Source organism: Gemmatimonadaceae bacterium, from assembly GCA_036496605.1.
GTDB lineage: Bacteria > Gemmatimonadota > Gemmatimonadetes > Gemmatimonadales > Gemmatimonadaceae > AG2.
On record DASXKV010000064.1, the window covers coordinates 1 to 23,323 of the forward strand.

The following is a 23,323-nucleotide window of genomic DNA, read 5'->3' on the forward strand; positions in this document are numbered from 1 at the left end:
CATACACACTCCCCAGCTGATCAGTCGTTAGGCTGCTCGATGTGCTGCCGTGGACGTGGATGACACCGAGGGTCGCGCTCGTTCCGCGGGTGCGGCGAGCACGCCTCCGAGCGTGTGGCGCGACACCGTACCCGTTAGGCAGCACGGGGATGGCGGCGCGGTACACCCGCTCTGGTTGTCTGGTTGTGATCGCTGAGCGTCCGGTCGTCGCAGGGGTGCAGCCAACTGCCGGCAGCGCGGATCGGGGCCCGCGATACACGGTACCGGCCGGCGATGGCTCGCCGGTCAGCGGCTACACGGCTCTGTCCTCTCCCACGGCGCCCACACAGTCCCGCCGATACCCGTAGCGACTTGCGTCTCCAATCGCTCAGAGCAGGCTCCGCATCAGTTGACCGAAGGTCACGGGGAGCGTCTCACACGGCAGCGATCGCGCCTCTCGGCGCTCGGGTCCTGCGGGGAAAGCCCTAACGATGCTGCTGTTTCGGTGCTGCGGGCGCTACGGGTCCTGCGACACGGTCACGCGGGGTTGCACTCAGTGGTCCGCAAGGGGACGGCGAGCTCTCTTGAATGATTTTGCGCGCCAGGTCAACCCGAGTGTTTAAGCCATAACGAGTCAGCCTGGAGTTGTCAAGCCGGAGACGATGTCTCCCGAGGCTTCGATCTGGAGTAGATGAATTCAAGACGCACCAATCATCCACTCACACAGAGCCTCCCATGCGGTCCGCCATGGTCCGCGTCATCTTCGGAGCCGCCGCCGCGCTCAGCGTCGTTGCAGCAGCACCTACTCGTTCGCAACATGACGTCGCCAACGGCGAGGCGAGTGTGAGACGGTCGGCCGATCGGTAACGTCTGGATGTCCGGTCTCCTCGGCGGCATCAAGGCGCTCAAGGACACGTTGCACACCTGGGGCAAGCGGATGGTGCCGCTGTTCTACGGGCGCAACCGGTCCGCCGAGCCCTACACGGCGACCATCCTCGACGAGCTCGAACGGCAGGGGTACGGATGCGCGAGAGAGGCCAATCCGTCAGCGGTTCAGCGCCGTGTCAGCCGTTTCAGTGACCCTTCAGATTCCGGATCACAGCGGAACTCTCCAACGCCGAGATCGAAAGTGAGCGATCCCGAGTCGAGTATCCACTCATCGCCGCCGGAGGAAAGCTATGTCCCTCCTGAACCGATGGCGCCCGAGAAGGCGGCGGCGCTCATCACGAGCTCCTTCCGGGAGGTCGACACGACGCCAGTTCGCCATATTGGCTCGGGCACGATGTTCGATGCGTTTCGGACGAGCGATGACTGGGTCTTTCGATTCCCGCGCTGGGATTGGTGCGGGGACTTGTTCGAAGCAGAGGCGCGCATCCACCAGTTCGTGGCGAAGGTCCTGCCAGCGCGCATTCGTCTTCCGCGGGTCCAGCTCCTCGCCGAGCCTACCGAACGATTTCCCTACGCATTCGCAGGCCACCGCTTCGTTCCCGGAATCGGCGCTGACGCGGTCGACGAAGCGCTCATGCCGACCGTCGCGCGCGAGATCGCGGAATTTCTCGGCGTACTGCATTCGACACCCGGAGCGGTGGCCGAGGCAGCTGGGTTCCGCGAGATAACGATCGACGAGGCGGGCCGCCGTGAGTGGTACGAGCATGGGCTTGCCGTCTCTGCTCAGCTTCGCGGTCTCGATCCCGTAATCGACGATGCAATCGACTGGCTGCGCGCAGCGCCGGTGCCGTCGCCGGCGTTCGGCCCGCGCCAGCTGATTCACAGCGACTTGGCCCCCGAGCATCTTCTCGTCGACCCTGCGACGGGCACGCTTCTCGGCGTCATCGACTGGACCGACGGCTCGATCGGCGACGCAGCGCGCGACTTTGTCTCACTCGTGACGTGGCGAGGATGGCGATTCGCCGAGGAAGTGCTTGCGCTCTATCCGCGGCGTGTCGACGGTGAGTTCCGCTCGCGGCTCCGTTACATGGCGCAGTGGTTGTCGGTGCTTTGGCTAGCGTTCGCGCCCGAGCAGGGCCGAGATCTCGAGAAAGACATTGCGGGCGTCCACAATGCGTTCGCGCCTAACGCGTTTCAGCCATCCGTTTGAGTTGAAAGCACGGGTCCAACGCAAATCGTCGCCGACGAGTGTGCAAAGAGTGGCGGTGTCTGCACTCGAGATCGCGTGTTAGGCTCCCTAAGGCGGACGGTCTGGGAGGAGAATGGTCCCGAAAGCTTTGTAACCAACACCGCGTCAACGCCGAGGGGGCGCCGAATCCTATGACTAGCCAAGTCCCGCCGATCGTGTACGTCCTGCAGCACGCCCGGCCGAAGGAGGATGACGACGAGGATGTGAAACTCATCGGCGTCTATTCCAGTGAAGCCGCCGCCGAAGCGGCGATCCAGCGTTTGCGCGAGCAGCCGGGGTTCTCGGAGTATCCAAACGACTTTCATGTCGATCCATACGAACTCGATGTTGACCACTGGACCGAGGGATTTGGAGTGCCGTGGCCGCCCGAGGAATAAGAAGTGGTAAGAAAGTGGTAATTCTATGGCGAAAGGCCCCGGTGAGGGGCCCTTTCGCTTTCTCTAAGTCGTTATGTCGCAACGGACGGGTGGGATTCGACCCCACGGTACGCTATGAACGTACACAAGCTTTCCAGGCGTTCTCGTTAGGCTCAAGATCCCGACGTGATGTCCTCTTTCATAGTACGGACCGCGTGATCTGCCGGGATCCGATCCTAACGATGTCGTGCTTTGCCGCGCTGAATCCAGACTCGAATCCAGACTCTCGAGTCAGATTTGTGATACACAAGCCTTCTCACCTCGATACCCGATCGGCCACGCGGGTCCAGCGAACTATTGGACTTGGGCGAAGAGGCAGGAGCGTCAACAGCAGTCTTCGCAAGCCGAGCGTCCTCGAACGCCTTCGACACCCTCACGCGCGATGATCGGCACCATCGCGAGCCCTGCAACGGGATCCGCCCACCACCAGCCGATCGCGGCGTTGAGAATGAGCCCGCCGAGCAGGATCGCCGAGAGATAGGCACAGAGCGACGTCTGTTGCGATTCCGCCGCGAGAGCGCCACTCCCAAGCTGAACCGCCAGCTTTCGCTTTGCTCGAGCAAGCAACGGCATCACGACCACAGATAGCGCGGCGATCACGATGCCAGCAATGCTCTCGCGCGGAGCCTCCCGTAGATAGAGAGCTCGAGCCGCATCGATGCCGACATAGAGCGACAGCGCAAGGAATAGAAATCCAATTACGCGAAGGCTCAGTCGCTCGGCGCGCTCGCGCCGCTCAGGATCCGCGTCGGATCTCAGCCGCCATAACGCTGTCAGGCTCGCCGCGACCTCGATGAGACTGTCGAGGCCGAAACCCGTCAGCGCGATACTGCCCGCGAGCGCGCCCGCGATGAGAGCGATGATGCCCTCGAACGAGTTGTAGGCGAGGGTCGCAAGGTTCAGTTGCGCACTCCGTCGAACGAGTGTGTTTCGCGTCGGGGACAGATCAGCAGTCGTCACGAGAGCCTGCACCGTAGTCATTGCTTTGCGCCGCGCGTGGTTTCGGCCATCATCTGCTGATGCATTCGCATGAGCCGCGCAACGCGCGACTGGTGCGCGGGCATCATTGCTTTGGTGCCATCCGGGCCTTGCACGCCATCACCGATGGTCGGCGTTTACATCGTGGAGCCGTCGACGTGCTTCTCCTCAATGCCAAACTCCGGTGACCAGACGATGCGGCCGCGAGATCCTGCAGCGTGTCCTTGGCGAGCCAAGCTTTCTTCAGTGCAATTAACACAGCACTGACGGCCAAACACTGTACTTTGGTCCAACGCACTCGACTAAGTCCGATCATGGTTGTTCCATATCCCAGAATCCCGCCAGTCATCTTTCACATCGGGCCGTTTGCTCTTCGCTGGTACGGTCTGATGTATCTCGTCGGATATCTCGTGGGGTATCGGCTAGCCGTGAAGCGGATCGAACGCGGCGGCAGCGCCCTCACGCGTCAGCAGCTCGATGCGCTCATTGGCTATCTGGTCATCGGCATGCTGATCGGCGCGCGGTTGGTGTACGTCACGATCTACGATCCCGCGGAGTATCGCGCGCATCCTTTGGAGATTTTCGCGCTCAGGCGTGGCGGGTTGTCGTTCCACGGTGCAATACTCGGCATGGCCGTCGCGTGCGCGCTGTCTTCGCGACGTTTCCATCGTTCCATCCTCGAGCTCACCGATACTGTGGCGCTGTGCGGCGCGCCGGGTCTCTTCTTCGGGCGGATGGGCAACTTCATCAATGGCGAGCTGTATGGCCGACCGAGCAACGTCCCCTGGGCGATGATTTTCCCGACGGATCCACTGCACGTCCCACGACACCCCTCACAGCTCTATGAAGGGCTTGCCGAGGGCGTGCTACTGGCAGGCATTCTCTGGGTGCTCGATCGCCGCGCGACGGCGGGAGGGTGGAATCGGCCCGGACTGGTAACGGGAAGCTTTCTCGTCGGCTACGGAATGCTGCGTTTTCTCCTCGAGTTCACGCGCCAGCCCGATGTACAGCTTGGATTCGTGCTCGGCCCCTTCAGCATGGGACAGATCCTGTCAGCGATCATGATCGCTTTGGGCGTCGCGCTGCTGACGTCCCCTGTTCGGCGCTGGACGCAAGCAAAAAGATCCTCGGACAAGCAATAATGATCCTCCTCTAGGAAAGAACGGGAGCGAGTAGTCGCCGAAGAATTTCGCTGGCCTCCTCTGGGGCAAGCGCACCATTACTCTCGAGCTGCCATTGCAGGATGACCACGAACGTCGACGCCACGAACTGGCCGATCAACTGGTCCGGCAGATCGGAGCGGCTGCCTCGCTGGTCGTGAGGAGATCGTTTGAGGACATCGGCAATCCGCCTAACAAGTAGCTTCTTCAGGCGGTGGTGAACGATAGTCCGTCCTCGTGCGTCCAGCCGTTTCCCTGCGGCGAGGTGTCGGTCGATGTGGTCGAACACCCGCCGAGCACACTGGAGCGTTTCGTCTGCGATGGTGCTGCCGCGAGCACCAGTTCTTCCGGCCTCGAGCACGTCCCGAATGCTGCTATCGAGCAACTCCTCCTTATTGCGGAAGTGGCTGTAGAATGTCGATCGCCCGACATCGGCGCGGGCGAGGATTTCCTTGACCACAACTCCCTCGTACGGCTTCTCGTGAATGAGGGATGCAAGCGCCTCGTGCAGACGTGCACGGGTCCTCTGGACGCGTCGATCGGGACTGTTGGTCGTCACTTTCCTTCCTCCTCACCTCAACGATTCCGAACATTCGGCACGAGTCTGTCCATAACTGCACGCCATCTCGCCCGGCGTACCACGTGCTCTGGAATTCATGGGTAATGTTCGATCAAAACTGAAGCTATGCAGTGGCTGGCGAATCGGCATGCCGCGCAGGAGTCCGGGCTGATGACAATTCAGAATGAGTCTGTTCACACGAAGGGTTTGGTGCTGCACTCCCAAGCGCGGTACTACGACCTGCTGGCGTGGCTGCTCACGCTCGGCCGCGAGCGCGCGTTCCGCGAACGGCTCGTGGAGCTCGCTCGCCTGCAGCAGGGAGAAGCGGTGTTGGACGTCGGCTGCGGAACGGGCACGCTTGCCATCGCGGCGAAGAAGCGTGTTGGCCACTCAGGAACTGTCGTCGGCATCGATGCCTCACGCGAAATGATCGAGCTTTCGCAACGAAAGGCCAAGAGAGCTGGCGTCGAAGTCCGATTCGAGACCGCGATTGTCGAGGCCCTTCCCTTTTCTGACGCTTCGTTCGATGTCGTCTTCAGTACACTGATGCTGCACCACCTCCCTCGACCCGCCCGCGAGCAGTGTGCGCGAGAAATACGACGCGTACTCAAGCCAGGTGGACGCGTCCTGGCAGTCGACTTCGCGACCCCTGCACGGCAGCGAAAGGGCCTGCTCGCGCGCTTGCACCGCCACGGACACATGGCGCTGCGCGAAATCATCGAGCTGTTGAGTGGAGCGGCCTTGCAGGTTGAGGAATTCGGTGCGGTTGGAGTGAGCGACCTGCAATTCGTTGCCGCTCGCGTGCCGGATCCTAACGACACTACGACTTCTGCTCTACCGGCCACAGCGCGATCAATGGATCCACTGCCCGCACCGCGCTGGCTCTGGGTTGTGCTGGTGGCCGCGATAGTGATTGCTCATGCTCTTGTCATTGGTCGTGTGACATCGCACATAACGCTTCCGATTGCTTCGGCCGCCACCGTTGTCGTCCTGATCCTGCTAATGCATTCCACGTTCATCGGCATCATTCACACGCTGCTGCGACGGTGGAGGACGCGATGAATCCATTGCGAATCAGTGTCGGCAGGGATGATACACGGCCACGGCAAGCACCGACTCGTCGCGCCTGTTGTGACCGCTCGACGCACTCCTTCACGGACGGGCTTCTGGGTGTGCGGCAATCCCGGTCGCAATGAAAAGCGCAGTAACCCGCGTCGGTGGCGTCAATTTGCCACCTCAATTTGCCACCCGAATTTCGCAGCAGCCAAAAGCACGAAAGCCCCACCGAGTCGCAAGACTCAGCAGGGCTATGGGTTAGAACGGACGGGGTGGGATTCGACCCCACGGTACGCTATGAACGTACACAAGCTTTCCAGGCGTTCTCGTTAGGCTCAAGACCCCGACGTGATGTCCTTTTTTGATAGTGCGGACCGCGTGATCTGCCGGGATCCAAATGTACCGATGTCGTACTTTTCAGCGCCGAATCCAGACTGTCGAGTCAGAATTGTGATGCACAAGCCTTCGTCGGCGAAGGAGAGCTGATGCTCGCGCGATTCTTCGCCTGCTCGATGATCGCGCCCAGGCGCTCGAGCACAATCCCGACACGAGCGATCGGCCGCTTCCTGCCCTCACCGACATCCGTTGGAGTCGACTCGGCCACCGGGGTGCGATAGATTCGTCGGCGGCACGACGAAGCACAACCAGGGTTTCTGTGGTCGACACCGATGCTCGGCTGGATCGGCCTCTTGCTGCGTGGAAGCCGTCCGACTTCGTGCTTCAGCACGTTCACCGCGACGGTGAATCTGACTTATCCCGGGATCACGTAAGGGTAGCTGATGCGAACCGACATCTGCGCGATGGCAAGCCTGTCGCTCATGACGATGAGCATTGCCTCGACGTCTGCTGCGCAGACGGTCGCCGGGCGCGTGCTCGATCGCCAGAGCAAGCGACCATTACGCGAGGTCACGGTAGTGCTGCTCGCCGATACGGGAAAGTCGTCGCACGCGGCTGTGCGTGCGACAACCGATAGTTTAGGAATCTTTTATCTCAACGCGCCGTCGCCGGGCGTTTATCAGCTTCTGTTTGCGACGGCGAACGATACCCTGCTGAGCGGTTACGTGGCGCTCGGGCAGGACGAGGTGGCGCAGCGCGAATTCTTGCTCGACACGCACGTGGCGGAGCGGGCCTACTTCGAGTTCCAGGTGACGCGCCAAGTGCAGCCATCGCCGAACAATCGGCCTCCGAGGTACCCCGAGGCGTTGCGTAGTGCCAACATTCAAGGCGAAGTGCTGGTGCAGTTCATCGTCGACACCACCGGCAAGCCGGAGATGAACACCTTTAAGGTATTACGGTCGACGCACGTGGCATTTCTGACAGCAGTGCGCAGTGCGGTGCCGGACTACGAGTTCGAGCCAGCGATGATCTTAGACAGAAAGGTGCCGCAGGTCGTACAGATGCCGTTTCACTTCTGCCTCAACGGAGGACCGAACCCGTTCGCTCGACCGGATACAGGGCGCCTCTGGGCGGCGCCTCCCCTTCGTCCCGGCGTTTGTCCGTAGGCATTCGGTAAATCGGAGGGGCGACCATGCGAGAAAGCTACGCGCTCGGATCGAATCCAGACGCCTAACGAGCAGCTCCGCGAGACGCAAAACCCCGTCGAGTCCCGTGGTCAGCGCGAGCGCGAGGCGGGCGTGAAGTCACGACTCTATCGCTGGCTCGCCGTGCTTCCGCCGTTAGGCCTCCTGGCCGGCGTGCCGTTCGTGAACCGTCCCCGCCCTCTGGTCCTCGGCCTGCCTCCGCTCATGGCGTGGATCATCCTCTGGGTACTGGTGACGCCGATCGTGTTGGGCGTGATCTTCGCGCTCGACCGCGTCCACGAGTCGTGAACCCGGCGCTCCTCGTCATCGTCGTCTTCTTTGTCGTCGCCATCGGGCTTGGTCTGGCGGCGCGACGTGGACGCGAGATGAGCCTCGAGCAATGGAGCCTCGGCGGCCGAGGCTTCGGAACGATCGTCGTGTTCCTCCTCATGGCCGGCGAGATCTACACGACGTTCACATTTCTCGGCGGAAGCGGATGGGCATACGGCCAGGGCGCGCCGGCATTCTATATCCTCGCCTACATGCTCATCGCGTACACGATGTCGTACTTCCTGCTGCCAGTGATCTGGCGCTACGCGAAGGAGCAGCAACTGCTGTCGCAGGCAGACTACTTCGTGCGCAAGTACGACAGTCCAGCGTTAGGCGTGCTCGTTGCCGTAGTGAGCGTCGTCGCCTGCGTCCCCTATCTGGTGCTGCAGTTGAAGGGTCTCGGTATCATCGTCAGCGAGGCGTCTTACGGAGGCATCGCGCCTCACGCCGCGATCTGGGCGGGCGGGCTCGCGCTCATCGTTTTCGTCGTCGTCTCCGGCGTGCGCGGCTCGGCCTGGACGGCCGTGCTCAAGGACGTCATGATCCTCGGCACCGCGGTGTTCATGGGCCTCTATCTGCCGGTGCACTATTATGGCGGATACCGCGCGATGTTCGTGGCCATCGACCAGGCGAAGCCCGGCTTCTTCGTGCTGCCGGCGCGGGGAATGAGCCCGAGCTGGTTCATCTCCACCGTGCTCCTGACGGGCTTCGGTTTCTACATGTGGCCGCACACCTTCGGCTCGGTCTATACGGCACGGGATGAACGGGTCCTGCGCAAGAATGCCGTCGTCATGCCGCTGTACGCGCTCGTTCTGGTTTTCGTCTTTCTCGCCGGTTTCGCAGCCGTTCTCCAGGTGCCGGGGCTCCGCGGCTCGGACGCGGACCTTTCGCTGCTTCGCATCGCCAAGCTGACGTTCAGTCCATCGATGGTGGGGCTGCTCGGTGCCGCCGGCGTCCTGACCGCGCTCGTCCCGGGCTCGATGCTTCTCGTCACGACGACGACGATCATCGCGCAGAACATCTATCGGCCCTTGGTACCGACTACGGACGAGCGTCGGATCGCGATCGTCGCGCGATCGGCTGTACCTGGCGTCACGCTTCTCGCTATCTGGCTGAGTCTCCGTGGCGGCAGTGCCATCGTGCCGCTGTTGTTGATGGGATACAACCTGGTAACGCAGCTGATGCCGGCCGTTCTGCTCAGTCTCTGGGAGCGACCGCGCGCGAGCGCTGCCGGCGCCTTCGCCGGCATTCTCGCGGGCGAGCTCGTGGTGGCCTACCAGACGGTCAGGGGCGTTAGTCTTCCGGACCTGATTCCTTCGGCGCCGCAGGCCATCAAGGATCTGAACATCGGCATCGTTGCCCTCGTAGCGAACGTGTTGGTGCTCGGCACCGTATCACTCTTTGCCGGGCAGTCTCGTTCTCGAACCGTGGAGTGACAAGAGTGCTTCAGTCGCATATTCCGTCCATACGTCTCGTGTCCTGCCTAACGCTGCTCACGGTGCTCGGCGTGTCCGCCGCGCGCGCTCAGAGTCGGCCGCCACTTTCCGCGTCCATCGCGTCGCCCGGCGATGCGCGGCCCGTGCCCGGACCGGTATACGAGATCCCCGACTTCGCTGCCGCCGTCACGCGGGGAACCCGGACGCGGTCCGGCCGTCCGGGTGCCAGCTATTGGGTGCAGCACGCGCGCTATTCGATCGACGCGCGGCTCGAGCCAGCGACGAATCGCCTAACGGGACGCGAGCGTGTCGTCTACCAAAACAATTCGCCGGACACGCTGCGACGGCTTGCCATTCATCTTCGACAGAACGCATTCGCCGCGGGCAACCCGCGGCGCCAAACCGCGCCGATCACCGGCGGGATGGTGCTCCAGCGCGTCGTCGCGAATGGGCGTGTCATTCCGCCGCGCTCCACTGGCACGACCGTCGTGCCGATCACCGACGTCGCGAATCGACATCTCAGTGACGAAGGCGGATACACGGTGGACGGCACCGTCATGTGGCTGCCGCTTCCCACGCCGCTGCTGCCTCACGACAGCGCGTCGCTGGAGCTCAGCTGGTCCTACGTGCCGCCGGAGGCGCCGAGCGATGGACGCGAGGGCCGAGAGGGTCAGCATCTGTACTTCATGGGCTACTGGTATCCGCAGGTGGCAGTCTACGACGACGTCCATGGTTGGGTGGCGGATCCGTACCTGCTCGAGGCCGAGTTCTACATGGATCACGCCGCCTACGACGTGCGCCTAACGGTGCCCCGCGGTTGGGTGGTCGGCGCCACCGGCTCACTCGTCAACGCCGGCGAGATTCTCTCCCCGGCGACGCGCGCGCGTCTCGCCGAGGCACGCCGTGCGGGCGCGGTGGTGCACGTCGCCGAGCCCGGGACGCCGTTCGCGTTAGGCACCGGTCGGACCCTGACCTGGCACTTCGTTGCGCCGGACGTGCGAGACTTTGCGTGGGGCACGAGCGACCAATACGTCTGGGACGCGACGCGCGCGCTCGTTCGCGACAGTGCCGCGAGCAGCGTCGACACGGTCAACATTTACAGCTTCTATCGCCGCCACGCTCCCGCAGCGGCATGGGCGCTCGGCGGCGCGCGCTTCACGCGCGACGCGGTCGAGCAGCACTCGCGCTACCTGTGGCGCTATCCGTGGCCGACGATGACGTCGATGGAGGGAGTGCTGGACAGCGGCGGCATGGAGTATCCCATGATGACGCTGATGCAGCCCTGGGCGGATACGCTGTCGCTCGCCGGAGACCTCATGCACGAGACCGGCCACATGTGGTTCCCGATGCAGGTCGGTTCGAACGAGACGCGGTACCCGTGGATGGATGAAGGCTTCACACAGTTCGATGTCGCTCAAGGGATGCGTGCTCTGTATGGCGAGCCCCGTAGCGGAGGCCGGCCTGGCGACTCCGAGCCGGGTCAGCGCGCAGTGTACGTCGACGCGGCGCGTGCCGCTCACGACATGACGCTGATGTGGCCCGGTGATCTGTATCCGCAAGATTGGTATTTCATCATGTACTACGACAAGACCGCCGCCGTGCTCGCGGCGCTCCGCGGGGTGCTCGGCGAGGAGACGTTCCACCGCGCGTATCGCGAGTACGGGCGCCGATGGACCGGCAAGCACCCGTACCCGTACGACTTCTTCAACACCATCAGCGATGTGTCAGGGGGGGGCCGCGATCTCAATTGGTTCTGGACGACGTGGTTCTACGAGCCGTGGCCACTCGATCAGGCGATCGCGAGTGTCGCGGCGCAGGGCGATTCGGTGGCGATCACGATCGAGGACCGTGCGCTCGCGCCAATGCCCGTCGCGCTCGCGATCACGCGTGCCGGCGGCGCGGTCGAGCGCCTAACGGTGCCGGTGGACGTATGGCTCACGGGCGCACGCCGCTACGTCGTGCGTGTCGCGGCGGCACCCGCGATCACGAAGGTCGTGATCGATCCCGACGGTCTTTTCCCTGACATCGATCGCGCCAACCAGCTCTGGCCGTCGCCGGGTACGCCGTAGCGGCTGACGGATTGCCGGACGCTACGCGTCTCGCTTTCGCGCGCGGAGCACTCCGATGACGACACAGATCACTGCCGGCCAGAACGTTAGGCCGGCGAGCAGACCTGGTCCGATTGGATTTGGGTTGGGATCCGGCCAGGCACCTATGGCTGCGGCGATGATGATGAACAGGAGGGGTCCGGAGCCAAAGAGCAGAAGTGCCAAGCCGACGCGAACCAATCGTGAAGCCCAGTATTTTTCCATTGGCGTACCCTATGAGAAGTCTCGATGCTCTCATCTGGGACGCGCGGTTGCGCGAGAGGGCACGCCGTCGGGGGGGGGGAGCAGTGAGGCTCGCGCCGACATTCGTGCTCGTATCGCAGCTGGACGGACCTTCGCATCGTTCTCGTTAGGCCCAAGATCCCGACGTGATGTCCTCTTTTCTAGTGCGGACCGCGTGAGCTGCCGGGATCCACACTCAACGTTGTCATACTCTGTCGCGCTGAATCCAGACTCGAATCCAGACCTCGTGTCAGATTTGTGATACATAAGCTTATCGATTCATTAAGGTGCTGGAACGAAGACGGTCATTCCGAACCGGACCGGCAATTGTGTCGCCGCTCTTCTCGTTCGGCAGAGCTGTACATGGCGTTGATGGCGTTCATGGCCGCCAGCCGCACTGGAGCTGCGGAAGAGCCGATCTTCCACAGGTGCACCGTTAGGCATGTGGCCAACTCCCACGCGGGCGCACGGCGGCTCCAAGCAAATGGGAAAGACTGGCTCGTCTACGAGCTGGCCTTGTCCTATGATCGGCGCAGCTACGTCGAATGCCCGGGGCGCGCGGCCTTCGGCTCAGAAAGTGGCCCCACGCCGTAGTAGTGGTCGATACACCGCTTGATCATATCGTCCCAGACGACCTGTCGTCGTCCGCCCTCCTCGGGCCGAAACCGACCTCCAAAGCAAATTGCTTTAGGCGCGCGATAATGCGCTCGACCGTCCACCCCATCGCCTTGAGTTCGTCTACATCTACGCGAACCCGCTCGTAAAGGACGGCGATGTCGGACTCGCTGACGGTTACGCGTGTTCGCAATCGAGGCGAGACTGGCGCGAACGGCGGCAGCTGCAGGCTGCGCGTACATGCGACTGCCTAGTTCGAGGAAGCGTCCCTTGATCTGCAGATAGTTCACAATCCTGCGGTGCTTCGTGCTTGGTGTCAGTGGGCTTGCGAGATATGCCGCCTAACCCCGAGCTAAGCCGCGGGCGAGTCAGATAACAGTCGCGGCGACACCGCAACAATTCAATGGGATCGGCTTCAGTGTTCGTTAGGCGCCGGGCGATGCAGGAGTGCCCGAGCTCGCGGAGAGCACACTGAGCGTCACGTAGTACCCGTCCGGATCCCGAACTGAGAACTCACTCCGTTGAGTTTACGCGGTCGCTGTCACCGGGGCAGTGATTGAAGGCCAAGCGCCTAACGCTGCCGAGAGGCCGACTGAGCCATTGCGGACACAAGCTTGAGACTGCTGTCGCTCACGTGGCACCATCGCTCGTTTGTATAACAGACGAGGTTTCAAAGATTGAAAACCGGGAGCATGGACGAGGTCGAAACAGGCAGAGCAGGACAGCAACCGTGGCATCGCTCAACGACGCTTAACGATTCCTCCGCCGCGCGCGGCCTGAGTGTTACCGCGCACTATCGCGCCGCGCGCACCGCGCGTAGCTTCAATGAAGCGTAGCGGGACTTTCACACCAGCCCGCAAGCAGCTCCGTGCGCTTGGCGCTTCTGGCGACGCCGCCCTCTCCCCAGGCCCGCCATGCGATCCAGAGCCCGAGCTCTCCGCGTTGGTCCCCTTGTCGTCGATTGGCGCCTAACGACACGGCACCTCGACGCCATCGACCCTGATGAGACTGCCGTCGGGCGCGCCGACGACGACGGCATGGCCATACCAGAACGTTCGACGCCAGTGGTTTCGCCCGATCCGGCGGACACGCTGCTCGACGAGCTGGACCAACTCTCGACACGCGGCGGCGAGCGGGACGCGATGTCGCTCGGCCGATTTCAGCAGAACGTCGCGGAGTTGCGCGGACTGCCTGGTGTGACGGGCCCCTTCCGCGCGAAGATGGCGAGCGCCGGCGGATGGGCGGCGCTTCTCTTCAGCAGCTGGCGTCATCTCAAGTACGATAAGCCGAACATATCGGGCGCCGATCGCGTACGCGCCTTCATCAAGGGCGACCTTTCCGAGGCGCGCCGGATGCATCCTGTCGGCTCGCCGGACTGACCCTCCTCGTTACTGGCGTCACTTTCACCTGCGATTCATGACGAGCGACTTGCTCCAAAACACCGATGCACAAGATCGCACGGCCTCACCGGCCGGCGCCGAACATCCAGGTAGAACGCGCTTTGCCTTCCTCGCCGAGACCAGCCGGTGTCTGAGCGACTCGCTCGATCTCGAGACCACGCTGGCGACTGTCGCCGGAATCGCACTCCCCCAATTCGGCGTCTGGTGTATGGTCGACATCGTCGCGCCTGACGAGTCGATCAGCCGCGTGGCTGTCATCCATCCCGATGCCGCCAAGCAGAGCCTCGCCCGCGATTTCTTCCGCGAGCACCCGCCTCGCCGCGAAGACCCCATTGGTGCGCCGCGTGTCATTCGGACGAATCATTCCGAGTTCGCGCTGGTGGAGGGCGCGGCGTTGCTCGACGAGATCGACGACCTCGAGCAGCGTGACGTCCTGCGAAAGCTCGGAGCGCAATCATTCCTGATCGTGGCGATGCGCGCCCGTGGTCGAACGCTCGGTGCCATCACGTTCGTCTCCGACGACGAGCGGCCATACGACGACGCCGACCTGCTGCTCGCCGAGGACCTCGGCCGGCGCTGCGCCATGGCGATCGACAATGCCCGCATGTATGGATTGGCGCAGGAGGCCCGGCGCGAAGCCGAGGAAGCGCGCGAAGTGGCGACATTCAATGCGCAACGCGCGAACGCGCTGCGCGAGGTCGCCGACAGTGCGCGTGAGGAGGCGGAGGTGGCGAATCGGGCGAAAGCGGCCTTCCTCACCACCATGTCGCACGAGTTTCGCACGCCACTCGCTGCAATCCTCGGCTTCGTCGGGTTGATCAACGACGGCCTGGCGGGCCCGATGACGTCCTTACAGCGGGACTATCTCCGGCGCATCGGCAACGCGAGCGGTAATCTCCTCCGCTTGATTGAGGAAGTGCTCACGCTCTCGCAGGTCAACGCTGGCCGGGGCAGGATGCACGTCGAGCACGTCGACATCGCCGCGAGCGTCCGTGAAGTCGCCGACCTGCTCCAGCCGCTGGTGGGGGCGAAGAAGCTCAGCCTCGTCGTGGACGCTCCTCGGTTGCCGCTCCTGTTCCCGACGGACGAGGCCAAGTTCCGCCAGATCGTGATCAATCTCGCCGGCAACGCGGTGAAGTTCACGTCGATGGGCGAAGTGCGCCTAATTCTCTCGCTGGAGGAAGCAGGCGTCGTTCTGCGCGTTCGCGACACCGGGGAGGGCATCAGCGCCGCGGATGCCGAGCGCCTCTTCGAATCGTTCATGCAGGCGGGTCCCTCGGGTTCGCGACAATCCCGAGGCACGGGTTTGGGGCTCGCGATCAGCCGCCAGCTCGCGCGACTGATGGGCGGCGACGTGACTGTGGAGAGTAGTCCAGGTTGCGGAAGCACGTTCACGTTGCGCCTACCGTATTCCGCGGAAGCCACGGCCGAGGGTGAAGCTGTACAAACGCGAACCGAATTCCGCGAGCGACGCGCGCGCACGCGCATAGGAAGTCCCTAACGAGCGCGTACGCGGATCCGTCGCCCTCTCTTCCGTTGCGCGATAGGCTCGACGGTCGCGCCAGTTCGCGTTGTTGTTCATCGTTGCATCTCGTGCCACACCCACGCGTCGCTGCCCTCAAGCTCCGTGCACGTAGCGATCGCACCGTACGTGCATGCCGCCCGCGCCATCGGGCCCGATGACGCCGCTCATCGGGAGATCGCGAACTGCGAGCATCTCGCCGTCCTTGGGTCCGCCGATGCAGGGCAGCTTCGGATGCCCAACTGGTTGCCGTTCGCCGGGATCACGCGGCTTCTTTCGAGCCATCTATCGCTCCACGAATTAGTCCGGATCAGCCGAAACGCGAAACGACTGAGAGGGACGTACCGAGGTCCCTCTCAGTCCGGTGATCGATGCAGCGATGGTTAGCTGATCGTCGACAGAGAGTCGAACTGGAAGGTCTCGACTGTCGCGCGTCCGTCCATTACGGGGCGGAGCGTTTTGTCGATTTCTGGATACGTCGCCGTCTCGTACTTTCGCGCCGCATCCGCGTTGTTCCAGACGCTGATCGCGAGCACATGCTGATTGTCCACGAGCAGGAGCTCGTTTTTGAAGCCGTCCTGCTTCTTCAGCGCCGGGAGTACCTTGCTCTGGAAGAGCGTGTGGAACTCCTCGTTCTTGTTCGCCGCGATGTCGAATCGAACACTGCGCGCGACCTGTCCCTTGTTCGTCTGCATGGTGGTGGCCTCCACCTCGTCGGAACGTACCGGCCTCACGTTCGAGGTTACCGCAGACCGGCCAACGCCGAGAGAATCCACTCTGGCGCCTAACTCTGCTTAAGTCGTATGAAGTACTATAATACAGTCGGTGTGCGAAATGTTGGTTTGAACAAAGCAGGGCTTGCGCTTTTGATTCCTGTTGAGCAAGTTTAAACACCAGGGTAGGGGCGGGTACCGCGAAGCGGCATCCGGGAGCCAGGACACCGGCGAGCGACCAGCGTCAAGCGCCTTCGGGCCAGCGACCAGAGCCCAGCGCCAACGCCCAATTCCGGCCGGACCCACGAGCTCATCCCTGCCGCTGTGAACGGCCCCACCGACTCGGTTGGGGTCGTTCTTGTATTCTGAAATAGGTATGCCGGTCTCGAGACTCCTAAAGCCGGTCGGCGGCACTATGTTTCGGGTTGTGTGTTCACTCAACAGTTCGTCGCGGCCGTCGCGGACGCTCGCGCCTGGACGCTCGTCCGCGACGTCGCAGCGGAGACGACTTCAAGGGCCGTGCGTCCACGGCAGCGGCGTGCAGCGGCCATCGCTTCGGCGTGAGAGGTTGCCCGTTAGGCGGCGCCGCCAATCCGCAAATCCAGTCTCGCGCGGTGCCTCCTCGTCTCCACTCATCGATTCGACACGACCATCGGCGGCACGACCGGCACGTCGTGGGTAGCGGAAACATCGCGCCGTCCGACTCCCTGACCGCCGAGATGACTAAAGTACGCTTCGACGCACCACAGAATGACGCGCCGCATAAGGTCGTCGCGCACCGATCGCGGCGCCACGGTCGACGCTTCGACCATCTCGGTGAGCGTTACGATGACGCTACCCGGCCGCGCACCCACGGCGCGCTCGGCGCCGACATAGGTCCACACGCCATGGCGCAACGATTCTTCGTCCACCGGAGTCGCCGCGAGCGCCCTGGCAATCACCGATCGGAGATCCTGCGCGTCCTCGACCTCTGTCGGACTCAACTCTCTCGAGCGACGACCGCGCTGCCGATCCATTGTGCCCTCCTCACGAACACGGAGCAGGCTGACCGGGACGGCTCGGGCGGCGATGCGCGAGAGCGCAACACGGGACGCCAAGACGAGCGGCCGGCGCCACTCATCAGCTGTGAGAATAGTCTAATCGGCGGACCGCGTTCGCGCTCGCCAAAGATCGCCGCGTCGGCTGCCCATGTCGACGCTCGGGTCCGGTACGCACGGGGCCTCGCCCACCGTCACGGGTAGACCTAACGAGTATTCTGCCGACGCTTCAGCTCATTCCGGTAACTCGTGCTCGCGTAGATCGCGACCTCGACGCGTCGATTTGCCTGACGCCCGGTGGCGGTGGCGTTGGTGCCGAGTGGTTCCATCTCACCGCGACCGGCGGAGTGCAGTCTGCCGACCACGACGCCCTGCGTGACGAGGAACTCGCTGACGGAACGCGCACGGCGCTCGGACAGCGCCTGGTTATACGCGTCGCTTCTGACCGAGTCCGTGTAACCGACGATGAGCAGATCAGTATCGCGATACCGCTTGAGCGTCGTCGCGAGATTGCGCAGGTTCCGCTCGCCTTCCGGGCGAAGGCGGTCCGCGTCGAACTCGTACAGCCGCCCCGAGGTGAACGTTACCTGAATGCCTTCACCGACGCGCTCGACGGTCGCACCAGCGACCTGCTCCTGGATCTCCTTCGCTTGCCGATCCATCTGCTCGCCGATGATCGCGCCGGCCGCTCCCCCAGCTGTCGCGCCGATGATCGCGCCGCGGGTGGTCGAGCCGGTGTTATTGCCGGCGTCGCGATCGATGACGCCGCCCGCGGTCGCGCCAAATGCGGCGCCCTTCGGCTCGCGGTTGAGACTCGCGCAGCCGGCGAGAAGGAGCGCGATGAAGATGAGAATGAATGCGAGGGCCAGGTACGGACGACGGGCGCTCCAGCGGGCGGTGTGGTGCATTTGGAACCTCCGTGGCGGAGCGGCGCGCGGCGGGAAATGAAAAACCAGCCGAGCGGAGCCCCATTGGAATGGTACTCGCTCAGCCGGTTTCGCGATTTGCTCTTCTCGGGGCTTAGGCGATACCGAGTCTGACTCTGCGGCGCGCCCCGAGCATCATGGCATCTGAGATTAATAAATACTAACCGCCGGGCGCCCGGGAGTCAACGGCACTGGCGCATGCAGCTCGTTAGGTGTATCGCCTCAGCGGGGAGGACGGCATGAGCTCGAGATTCGCAAATTTGAACACCACCACGGCAGGAGGCATTGACTTTCCCAGCGTGAACAGGCAGGTTCAGGATTCTCAGATGCTGTGATCCCCGAGGCGCACGCGGACTTGCGCGTGCCGGGTCGCCAATGCCTTGGGCGGAGCAAATCGCGAAACCGGCTGAGCCGAGATCCACACCGTGGACCTCCCGCTCAACCGGTTTTGTTTTGTCTTTGCGCGTCGCTCGGCGACTGCGCTTGTCGGTCCAATGCTGGAGGCCATCGGGACCCGGTCATCCAGGCGCGGCCAGACAGGGCCCCCGATAGATAGTGAGGCTATATGCGTAACACGTCCTTAGCAACGATGCCCGCTTCGCACCTGTTGCTCGAGCTGCAGCGCCTCTTCGAGGTCAATGCCGACTTGCAGAGTATCAAGGGAACTGGGCAGCCCGCGTTGAACGAGTGGAGTCCGGCTGCCGACATCCTCGAGACGGCGGAAGCGTTGACCTTCGCCGTGGAAGTGCCGGGCGTCACCCCGAATCAGGTGCAGGTAACGACCGAAGACAACGTGCTCACCATCCGCGGAACGCGATCGGAGCGGCACGCTGGCAGAGAAGACGCACGTTTCCATCTCATTGAGCGGCACGACGGGAATTTCGTCCGCCGCTTCCAGCTCCCGCCGAACGTCAACGCGTCGATGATCACCGCCGAGTATTCGCTGGGCATGCTCGAGCTCCGCGTACCGAAAGCGGCGCTGCCACAGGCGATCGTGATCCCGGTAACGACGAGTGCCGAGCACGTGGGCAGCGCACCACGCATCCTTCGCGGCGAGGTGCAAGCGGCGCTGAAGACCGGCTCGATCCCTAACGGCTCGAGCAAGACCGCCCGCGCCAAGTAAGGCGTCGGTTCAGTTACCCAGCGAGAGCGGTCGGCTCGACGGTGTCGGTTGATGAGCGAGCAGTCTCGCATGCTCGCTCATTATCCTGTACTGCACGCTAGGCCCGCCGTACACATCGCGAGCTGCCCAACCGTCAGCGATGCCGGACGTGGGTTACCGTTATCGGCAACCAGCCGCACTTGCGAATTGCGCACTGTCACCACTGGCCGAGATGGCACAAAGCGGCGCGACGAACGTAGCCACAGCGAAACATGCCAACATTCTCAGGGCGCGAGGCGGCTCGAGGGGACCACGTCCTCCCGTGCTCTCAGGTCCGCACGCCAGTACATGTCCGTCTTATCGTAGCTCGTCGCCGCGCCGGTAATACGGCACACGAACCGGAGCTCCGGCATTGGTGACGCCTCGAAGGATGGCCTGTCGACGAAACCAGCAGGCGATCGATGCTCGCCCTCGCAGCTCTTACACTGAAAAAACACCGCCATACCGCCTCCACATCGTGTCCGATCGCCTGGCGATCCCAAGAGACTCCAGACTCGTTATGCTAACGCGAGCCTGCCCGCAAAGCCGAGGAACGCCAGCATGAGCAGCAAGAGGGCCATAAACAACAACACATCGAGACGAAAGTTCCTCGTTGGTCTGGGCCTCGGGAGGTGATGTAGCGGGGCGTGGTAGTCCATCACAGTCTCCTGAGTCGTTAGGTCACTTCACGTAACCGACGGGTGCGCTGAGCTTGATGCGACGCAGACGCTTGCCGTCGATGACGAACAGCGCGGCCCGCTCCAGCGTGTTGGACGCGTGACAGCGCACACAATTCGCCTTGCCCTCGAACGTCGGTGGCACGCGCTCGCTGGCCTCGACCATCCGAACCGGCACAAACCCACCGCACTCGCTGCAGCTCATTGCCCACCACTTCTCGGTTTTGTTCAGGGATACTCCGTTGCGGACGTTGCGCACCGCTGCTCGGCATTCTCGAAACATACCCGTCGAGCAAGACGATTCATAGGCCGTTGTCGACCAAGTGGTCAATAGGCTATTCTTTCGTCTCGTAGGGACATGTCTTCGGGCGTGTGAGTCGTTAGGCGTTTAGATGCTCCCCAGAGCCACCGACGCCGCCCTCTCATCGTGCAGTGGGCTGTCGTTAGGCCACCCTTTGAGGTGGTCGTTCAGCAACGTCAAAGCACGAGCGTCTCGCGCATCTTCGCACGGTCTAGATTCCCAGAGCCGCGTCACCTCGCCTAACCCGCCCGCTCAAGCGCATTCCCGGGATAGCGTGCGGGGATCGACGCGATGAAGGTGCTGCCCACGCCGAGCTCACTTTTCGCCATGACGACGTCGCCCCCGAGCAGCTGGGCTAGCTGACGCGCGACCGAGAGCCCGAGCCCAGTGCCTTTTGAAGGCCCCGTCGGGTCCTTGTCCGCACGCCAGAACGCCTCGAAGACGTGTTGCTGATCCGCCGCGGCAATACCGCACCCGGAGTCCGCCACCTCGAAGAAGATCTTCATCTCAACGCCGAGCCCTTCGATCCTCAAAATCAGCACGACGTCGCCGTGCTCGGTGTACTTGACTGCATTCGAGACGAGGTTGATAAGGATCTGACGCAGCTTGAGTGGGTCAGTTTCGAGCTCGATCGGTTGCGCGGGACGATCGAAGCGAATCCGCACACCTTTCAGCTCGGCGATCGGACTCACGATGTCGATTGTCTGCTCGACGACCTCGACCGCGCGGACACGCTCTACGTTGACCATCTCCTCGCCGGCATCGAGCCGCGCAAAGTGCAGGAGCTCCTCGATGAGCGATAGTAAATGCTCACTCGATCGGTGGATGCGGCGGAGGTGGTCCTTCTGCACCAGTGTCACGGGACCCGAGACCTCGCCTGCCAGGAGCTCGATGTAGCCGAGGACCGCAGTCATGGGCGTCCGGAGCTCGTGGCTGATCATGCGAAGCAACTGCGTCTTCGACCGATTCGCGTGCTCCGCGGCTGCGCGAGCGTCCCGTTCCGCTTCGCTAAGATGGCCGCGCATGATCGCCTGCGCGCACATGACGCCAAGTGTGAGGACGAATGCGCGCTCGTCCTCGTCGAAGACGTGCGGAGTGGTCCACGTAAGGCCGAGGACGCCTCGCAGCTCTCCGTTGGCCCAGACTGGGACCGCGGCGGCACAGGCTGCCCCGGCACCCACGCTCGCGTCACCCCACTCCGGGTACCGCCGTAACGCGCTCTCGGACCCCAGAAACACCGGTTGACCGGTGCGTGCCACCTCGGCCAGCGGCGCCGATGCGTCGAGCCAGAGGTACCGCAGCGCCGCATCGACATGCGCGCTCACGCCGATTGCCCGGACCAGCGTAAGGGTTTCCGGCGGGCTCGGCTTTCGCGCCCGATCCGCGGCGTCGTTAGGCGGGAACTGACCCAGCGTCACGACAACGGCGCTCTTGGCCCCGAGCACGGCGAGCGCGTGGCGCTCGATCACGTCGGCGGCTGCCGCAGGTGTCAGCGGGTCGGTCAGCGAGCCGCTCAGCGCGGCGAGGGCTCGCAGCTGCCGGCTGGCGTTCGTGACGTCATCATGCTCTGTGACCTCGGCCAACAACGGACTGGCTTCAAAGGGCGCGAGCGGTATCGCAACGGACGGCGACAGCGCGGCCATGGCAGACGTCCTCGGCAGGGCGTCGCCAGGAGCGCCAAGGTATCCCTCTGCGTCGTCATCACTGCGACGCGCCGCGCTGGTGGACTAGCCCGCGGACCACCTAATGTGCGGTTCCGTACCAAATCGCGCAAGCCACGTTCGTGCCCTTAGTTGAACAGCCGCGCATCGGTGACGCGCATTACGCGGCCGCTTGCAGCCCCCGCAGCTACAGACCATTGAGCACATGCTAAGGAGGTGAGCACATGCTAACGCTGGGGTAGCGCCGGTGAGCCGAGCCTGATCCGGCTGCGGCCGCCGCTCACGTGCGAGTTACTTGAATCGCGGGACGGGCGCGGTTGCTCTAATGCTGGCGACGTCGATGAGAGTCACCGACGTGATGTCCCTTTTCATAGTGCGGACCGCTGATCTGCCGGGATCGAAACTCGATGATGTCGTACTTTGCCGCGTTGAATCCAGATTCGAATCCAGACTCCTGGGTCAGATTTGTGATACACAAGCCTTCGCTGCGGTCCGCTGTGGCATGCTGAAACCGCGTGCACGCCCGCAAGAGACTTGCTAGGCACCGTCGGTGTGCGCGGCACCGACGCTCACCGATAACGCAGCACTCGCCACACCATGCTAGCAACATTGGCCTTCAGCTCGAGCGCCGCGCCCAGTCCATTCGGGTCGTTTATTATGATATAACCGTCGTCGTCGGCACGTGCTGGGCCGGAAACCGATTGACCGGCCCCTGCGACAACCGTTCCCCGGTAAAAGGACCACCCCGCCGGGTTGGTGATCAACTTCGCCTCAAGTGTCCGCCAGGTCTGGAAAGTGGGCGCGTAATTGTAGCTGGCCGCTGCACCAGTCGCCCGGTCGTCCGCGGCCAGAGACAAGATCCATTCGAGCCGCGCATCGACCGGCTCCCATTGGGGGCCGGCGATTTGCCGCACGCGACTAACAAAGCCAGGGCCTAACGAGGAGCTGAGTCCGTACCACCCTTCCGAGCTGCCAAGAATGACGGTTGTTCGCGCTTGCTCCCATGACAGCCCATAGAGGCTGTGGAGTCGCCATGCGAGATGTTGCATGAAGGACGCGCTTTCGCTGTAACCCTCCTGGAACTGGCCGATGTAGGGCAGCTTCCACCACGTCCAGAGACTCCCCGGAGGTTCCGACGGTACCATCCCGAGGTCAAACCCAAGATTTCCGTCGAGGGGCAATCCAACGAAAAGTCGGTGCATCTCTGACGAAACGAACTCTGCGAGTCCCTCGATCGACCACCGTGGGCCCTGGAGCCCGGTGCGCATGCAATCCCAACTATGAGCATACTCGTGCGCGATCGCTTCCAGCGCACGACGAGTAGCCGGACCGTCCCGGCGCGTGTTGCCAGAAGATGTTCCGCCGAGCCGGGGCCTTGGTCGATGGGTCGTTCACTTTGGCATATTCACCAACGTTGTACTTGTCCCAC

General features: G+C 63.1%; 24 protein-coding genes. 11 read left to right on the forward strand and 13 right to left on the reverse strand.

Going from position 1 to position 23,323, the window contains the following annotated elements:
- Window positions 1–853 precede the first annotated feature (853 nt).
- On the forward strand, window positions 854–2,077 hold the full coding sequence (locus tag VGH98_24475) for an aminoglycoside phosphotransferase family protein (GenBank protein ID HEY2379159.1): 1,224 nt from the start codon (window positions 854–856) through the stop codon (window positions 2,075–2,077).
- A 170-nt stretch (window positions 2,078–2,247) separates the two neighbouring features.
- On the forward strand, window positions 2,248–2,493 hold the full coding sequence (locus VGH98_24480) for a hypothetical protein (GenBank protein ID HEY2379160.1): 246 nt from the start codon (window positions 2,248–2,250) through the stop codon (window positions 2,491–2,493).
- Window positions 2,494–2,856: 363 nt separating this feature from the next.
- Here VGH98_24480 and VGH98_24485 read toward each other — a convergent pair whose 3' ends face one another.
- Window positions 2,857–3,513 carry a cation transporter gene (locus VGH98_24485; protein HEY2379161.1) on the reverse strand — a complete coding sequence of 219 codons (657 nt, stop codon included), beginning with the start codon at window positions 3,511–3,513 and terminating at the stop codon, window positions 2,857–2,859.
- A 311-nt stretch (window positions 3,514–3,824) separates the two neighbouring features.
- Between VGH98_24485 and lgt the strand changes: the two genes are divergently transcribed.
- Complete coding sequence (gene lgt, locus VGH98_24490; protein ID HEY2379162.1) at window positions 3,825–4,652, forward strand: prolipoprotein diacylglyceryl transferase; 828 nt, start codon at window positions 3,825–3,827, stop codon at window positions 4,650–4,652.
- Window positions 4,653–4,662: 10 nt separating this feature from the next.
- On the opposite strand, the gene VGH98_24495 is transcribed toward lgt, so the two are convergent.
- Complete coding sequence (locus VGH98_24495; protein ID HEY2379163.1) at window positions 4,663–5,229, reverse strand: TetR/AcrR family transcriptional regulator; 567 nt, start codon at window positions 5,227–5,229, stop codon at window positions 4,663–4,665.
- Between the two features lie 171 nt (window positions 5,230–5,400).
- On the opposite strand from VGH98_24495, the gene VGH98_24500 reads away from it, so the two are divergent.
- Window positions 5,401–6,291, forward strand: a complete 891-nt coding sequence (locus VGH98_24500) for a methyltransferase domain-containing protein (GenBank protein HEY2379164.1) — start codon at window positions 5,401–5,403, stop codon at window positions 6,289–6,291.
- Between the two features lie 436 nt (window positions 6,292–6,727).
- Here VGH98_24500 and VGH98_24505 read toward each other — a convergent pair whose 3' ends face one another.
- Complete coding sequence (locus VGH98_24505; GenBank protein ID HEY2379165.1) at window positions 6,728–6,889, reverse strand: hypothetical protein; 162 nt, start codon at window positions 6,887–6,889, stop codon at window positions 6,728–6,730.
- A gap of 175 nt (window positions 6,890–7,064) precedes the next feature.
- Between VGH98_24505 and VGH98_24510 the strand changes: the two genes are divergently transcribed.
- The 4 genes from VGH98_24510 to VGH98_24525 all read left to right on the forward strand — a co-directional run bounded on the left by VGH98_24510 (window position 7,065) and on the right by VGH98_24525 (window position 11,640).
- Entirely contained in the window at window positions 7,065–7,787 is a 723-nt protein-coding gene (locus VGH98_24510; protein HEY2379166.1) for a TonB family protein, read from the forward strand.
- A gap of 132 nt (window positions 7,788–7,919) precedes the next feature.
- Complete coding sequence (locus VGH98_24515; GenBank protein ID HEY2379167.1) at window positions 7,920–8,114, forward strand: DUF3311 domain-containing protein; 195 nt, start codon at window positions 7,920–7,922, stop codon at window positions 8,112–8,114.
- Window positions 8,111–9,571: a sodium:solute symporter gene (locus VGH98_24520; protein HEY2379168.1), complete on the forward strand. Its 1,461-nt coding sequence runs from the start codon at window positions 8,111–8,113 to the stop codon at window positions 9,569–9,571. Before VGH98_24515 ends, VGH98_24520 begins: the two co-directional genes overlap by 4 nt.
- 5 nt (window positions 9,572–9,576) lie before the next feature.
- Entirely contained in the window at window positions 9,577–11,640 is a 2,064-nt protein-coding gene (locus VGH98_24525) for a M1 family metallopeptidase (GenBank protein HEY2379169.1), read from the forward strand.
- Between the two features lie 21 nt (window positions 11,641–11,661).
- On the opposite strand, the gene VGH98_24530 is transcribed toward VGH98_24525, so the two are convergent.
- Window positions 11,662–11,883 carry a hypothetical protein gene (locus tag VGH98_24530; GenBank protein HEY2379170.1) on the reverse strand — a complete coding sequence of 74 codons (222 nt, stop codon included), beginning with the start codon at window positions 11,881–11,883 and terminating at the stop codon, window positions 11,662–11,664.
- A 1,547-nt stretch (window positions 11,884–13,430) separates the two neighbouring features.
- Here VGH98_24530 and VGH98_24535 point away from each other — a divergent pair.
- Window positions 13,431–13,895, forward strand: a complete 465-nt coding sequence (locus tag VGH98_24535) for a hypothetical protein (GenBank protein ID HEY2379171.1) — start codon at window positions 13,431–13,433, stop codon at window positions 13,893–13,895.
- A 37-nt stretch (window positions 13,896–13,932) separates the two neighbouring features.
- Window positions 13,933–15,417, forward strand: coding sequence for a GAF domain-containing sensor histidine kinase (locus tag VGH98_24540; protein HEY2379172.1), 1,485 nt, complete (start codon window positions 13,933–13,935; stop codon window positions 15,415–15,417).
- 117 nt (window positions 15,418–15,534) lie between these two features.
- Here the strand turns inward: VGH98_24540 and VGH98_24545 are convergent, their stop codons facing one another.
- The 5 genes from VGH98_24545 to VGH98_24565 form a co-directional block, all read right to left on the reverse strand.
- Window positions 15,535–15,723, reverse strand: a complete 189-nt coding sequence (locus tag VGH98_24545; GenBank protein ID HEY2379173.1) for a hypothetical protein — start codon at window positions 15,721–15,723, stop codon at window positions 15,535–15,537.
- A 98-nt stretch (window positions 15,724–15,821) separates the two neighbouring features.
- Window positions 15,822–16,133 (reverse strand): hypothetical protein, encoded by a 312-nt coding sequence (locus VGH98_24550; protein HEY2379174.1) that lies wholly within the window; start codon window positions 16,131–16,133, stop codon window positions 15,822–15,824.
- 528 nt (window positions 16,134–16,661) lie between these two features.
- Entirely contained in the window at window positions 16,662–16,787 is a 126-nt protein-coding gene (locus VGH98_24555; GenBank protein HEY2379175.1) for a hypothetical protein, read from the reverse strand.
- Window positions 16,784–17,167 (reverse strand): hypothetical protein, encoded by a 384-nt coding sequence (locus tag VGH98_24560; GenBank protein HEY2379176.1) that lies wholly within the window; start codon window positions 17,165–17,167, stop codon window positions 16,784–16,786. Before VGH98_24560 ends, VGH98_24555 begins: the two co-directional genes overlap by 4 nt.
- 227 nt (window positions 17,168–17,394) lie before the next feature.
- The gene (locus VGH98_24565) at window positions 17,395–18,096 is read right to left on the reverse strand and encodes an OmpA family protein (GenBank protein HEY2379177.1); all 702 of its coding nucleotides are present in this window, start codon (window positions 18,094–18,096) and stop codon (window positions 17,395–17,397) included.
- A 607-nt stretch (window positions 18,097–18,703) separates the two neighbouring features.
- Here VGH98_24565 and VGH98_24570 point away from each other — a divergent pair.
- Window positions 18,704–19,237 carry an Hsp20/alpha crystallin family protein gene (locus VGH98_24570; protein ID HEY2379178.1) on the forward strand — a complete coding sequence of 178 codons (534 nt, stop codon included), beginning with the start codon at window positions 18,704–18,706 and terminating at the stop codon, window positions 19,235–19,237.
- Between the two features lie 263 nt (window positions 19,238–19,500).
- On the opposite strand, the gene VGH98_24575 is transcribed toward VGH98_24570, so the two are convergent.
- The 4 genes from VGH98_24575 to VGH98_24590 all read right to left on the reverse strand — a co-directional run bounded on the left by VGH98_24575 (window position 19,501) and on the right by VGH98_24590 (window position 23,162).
- Window positions 19,501–19,629, reverse strand: coding sequence for a hypothetical protein (locus VGH98_24575; protein ID HEY2379179.1), 129 nt, complete (start codon window positions 19,627–19,629; stop codon window positions 19,501–19,503).
- A gap of 307 nt (window positions 19,630–19,936) precedes the next feature.
- A complete protein-coding gene (locus VGH98_24580; GenBank protein HEY2379180.1) occupies window positions 19,937–20,191 on the reverse strand; it encodes a hypothetical protein in 255 nt (84 codons plus the stop codon).
- A 281-nt stretch (window positions 20,192–20,472) separates the two neighbouring features.
- Window positions 20,473–21,876, reverse strand: coding sequence for a GAF domain-containing sensor histidine kinase (locus VGH98_24585; protein HEY2379181.1), 1,404 nt, complete (start codon window positions 21,874–21,876; stop codon window positions 20,473–20,475).
- Window positions 21,877–22,463: 587 nt separating this feature from the next.
- Window positions 22,464–23,162 (reverse strand): hypothetical protein, encoded by a 699-nt coding sequence (locus VGH98_24590; protein ID HEY2379182.1) that lies wholly within the window; start codon window positions 23,160–23,162, stop codon window positions 22,464–22,466.
- Between the last annotated feature and the right edge of the window lie 161 nt (window positions 23,163–23,323).